The 3,351-nt window shown below is 66.5% G+C and carries 1 protein-coding gene; it reads right to left on the reverse strand.

Annotated elements, in window-relative coordinates:
• Positions 1 to 115 precede the first annotated feature (115 nt).
• Positions 116 to 3,301: an efflux RND transporter permease subunit gene (locus FKP22_RS25015; protein ID WP_141290382.1), complete on the reverse strand. Its 3,186-nt coding sequence runs from the start codon at positions 3,299 to 3,301 to the stop codon at positions 116 to 118.
• Positions 3,302 to 3,351: the final 50 nt, after the last annotated feature.

Consider the following 3,351-nt stretch of genomic DNA (forward strand, 5'->3'; position numbering starts at 1 on the left):
GTGGCCGGCACCGGCAGCGCCGGACGCTGCAGCTCGGGGGTCAGGTTGATGCAGCCGGCCAGCAAGAGGCTCGCGACCAGCGGCAGCGCGGAAAAGGCGAAACGATGGCGGCGCATCAACGGCCCTCCTGCTTGTCGGTGATCGCGGCAACGGCCGCGGGGTCGGCGTGCGAACTCGAGATGACGGCGCCATGGTGGCGCAGTTCATGGCCGCCCTTGAAGATGCGGCGCACGACGACGAAGAACACCGGCACCAGCAGCACAGCGAGCACCGTGGCGGTGATCATGCCGCCGATCACGCCGGTGCCGATGGCACGCTGGCTGGCCGAGCCGGCACCGCTGGCAATCGCCAGTGGCAGCACGCCGAGGATGAAGGCGAACGAGGTCATGATGATCGGACGGAAGCGCAAATGGCAGGCCTCCAGCGTGGCCGCCAGCAGGCTCTTGCCCTCGGCCTGCAGGTCCTTGGCGAACTCGATGATCAGGATCGCGTTTTTCGCCGACAGCCCGATGATGGTGATCAGGCCGACCTTGAAGTACACGTCATTGGGCATGTCGCGCAACCACACACCCGACAGCGAGCCCAGCACGCCCAGCGGCACGACCAGCAGCACGGCCACTGGAATGCTCCAGCTTTCGTACAGCGCCGACAGGCACAGGAAAACCGCCAGCATCGAGAACGCCAGCAGGATGGTGGCCTGCGAACCCGAGAGCTTTTCTTCGCGCGACTGGCCGGTCCACTCGAAGCCGAAGCCGGCCGGCAACTGGCCCGCGAGCTTTTCCATCTCGTCCATCGCCGCACCGGTGGAATAACCCGGTGCCGCGTCACCACTGATCTTCATCGCCGGGTAGCCGTTGTAGCGCACGGTCTGGATCGGGCCGTTGACCCAGCGGGTCGACGTGAACGCGGACAGCGGGACTTGCTGGCCCTTGCTGTTGGGCACGTAGAGCTTGAGCACGTCTTCCGGCGTCATGCGCGCGCTGGCCTCGGCCTGCACCACCACGCGTTGCAGCCGGCCGGCGTTCGGGAAGTCGTTCACATAGCTGGAGCCCAGCGCGGTCGACAGCACGGTGCTGATGCTGTCGAAGGTCACGCCCAGCGCCGCGGCGCGTTCGCGGTCCACGTCAAGCTGCAGCTGCGGCGCGTCTTCCAGGCCGTCTGGCCGCACGCCCGCCAGGATCTTGTTCTGCGAGGCCATGCCCAGCAACTGGTTGCGAGCGTTCAGCAGCGCCGTGTGGCCCTGGCCGGTGCGGTCCTGCAGCCGGAAGCTGAAGCCGGTCGCGGTGCCAAGTTCAGGGATGGCCGGCGGCGACAGCGGGAAGATGAACGCATCACGGATGCCCATCAGCGCACCGAAGGCACGGCCAGCCAGCGCCTGCGCGCTGTGCTCCTTGCCCTTGCGTTCGTCCCAGGGCTTGAGCGGCACGAAAGCCAGCGCAGCGTTCTGGCCGGAACCCGAGAAGCTGAAGCCCAGCACGCCCACGACCTTGTCCACTTCGGGCTGCGACAGGAAGAATCCTTCGACCTGCTTCATCACCGCCTCGGTGCGCGACAGCGCCGCGCCGGGCGGCAGCTGCACGTTGACGATCAGGTAGCCCTGGTCTTCATTGGGCAGGAAGGACGTGGGCAGGCGGGTGTACATCAGGCCCACGGCACCAAGGATCACCGCATAGATGACCAGGAAGCGGCCTGCGCGCGGCAGGATGCGCGCAACCAGCGACTCGTAGTTTTTGGTGGTGCGCTTGAAGCCACGGTTGAACCAGCCGAAGAAGCCCTTCTTCTCGTGGTGGTCGTGCGGCACCGGCTTGAGCAGCGTGGCACACAGCGCTGGCGTCAGGGTCAGCGCCATCGTCGCCGAGAACAGGATGGACGCCACCATCGCCAGCGAGAACTGGCGGTAGATGTTGCCCACCGAGCCACTGAAGAAGGCCATCGGCACGAAGACCGAGACCAGCACCACGGTGATGCCGATGATGGCGCCGGTGATCTGGCCCATGGCTTTGACCGTCGCGTCACGCGGCGACAGGCCTTCCTCGGCCATCAGCCGCTCGACGTTCTCGACGACCACGATCGCATCGTCGACCAGGATGCCGATGGCCAGCACCATGCCGAACAGCGTCAGCACGTTGATCGAGAAGCCCAGCGCCAGCATCACCGCGAAGGTGCCGGTCAGGGCCACCGGCACGACGATGGTCGGAATGATGGTGTAGCGGATGTTCTGCAGGAACACCAGCATCACGATGAACACCAGCACGATGGCTTCGGCCAGCGTCTTGACCACTTCCTCGATCGAGATCTTGACGAACTTCGAGCTGTCGTACGGCACGTCGTAGCTCACGCCTTCGGGCATGAACTTCTGCAGCTCGACCATGCGGGCCTTGATCGCGGTGGCCGTGGCCAGCGCGTTGCCGCCCGGCGACTGCTGGATGCCGACGCCGGTCGCCGTCACGCCATTCAGGCGCGAGGAGCTGGCATAGCTCTGGCCGCCCAGTTCCATGCGCGCCACGTCCTTCAGGCGCACGGTCGAACCGTCGGCGTTGGCGCGCAGCATGATCTGGCCGAACTGCTCGATGGAAGCCAGCTGGCCGTTGACGTTGATGGACGCGAACAGTGTCTGGTCCGCCACGGTCGGCAAGGCGCCGATGCTGCCGGCCGAAACCTGCAGGTTCTGCGCGCGGATCGCGTTGTTGACATCCGCCGCCGACAGGCCGAAGCCGACCAGCTTGGCCGGGTCGATCCACACGCGCATTGCACGCTCGGTGCCGAACAGCTGGGCCTGGCCGACGCCCTGCACCCGCAGCAGCTCGGGCACGATGTTGCGGGCCGCGTAATCGCCCAGCGCCACCGGGTCATAGGCCGGGTTCTTGGACGTCAGCATCACGAACAGCAGGAAGTTCGAGCGCGCCTTGTCGACGCGCACGCCCTGCTGCGTGACCGCGCTGGGCAGACGCGGCGTGGCGCGGCTCAGGCGGTTCTGCACTTCGATCTGGGCAATGGACACGTCCGTGCCCGGCTCGAAGGTGACGGTGATGGTGCCGGCGCCGGTGGCTTCAGCGCTGGACTCCATGTAGATCATGCCCGGCGCGCCATTGAGCTCCTGCTCGATGACGGTCAGCACGCTGTCTTCCAGCACCTGGGCCGAAGCGCCGGGATAGGCGGCCGAAATGACGATGGACGGAGGGGCCACCGTGGGGTACTGGGCGACCGGCAGCCGGGTGATGGCTGCCGCGCCGATGACCACGATGAACAAGGCGAGGACCCACGCGAAGATGGGTCGGTCGATGAAGAAGCGGGAATTCATGCGCTGGGCACTCCGCTCAATGGCTTGCAGCCGAGGCGGCCGGCGCGGCA

It is taken from the genome of Ideonella azotifigens (genome assembly GCF_006519715.1).
In the GTDB taxonomy this organism is placed as follows: domain Bacteria; phylum Pseudomonadota; class Gammaproteobacteria; order Burkholderiales; family Burkholderiaceae_C; genus Ideonella; species Ideonella azotifigens.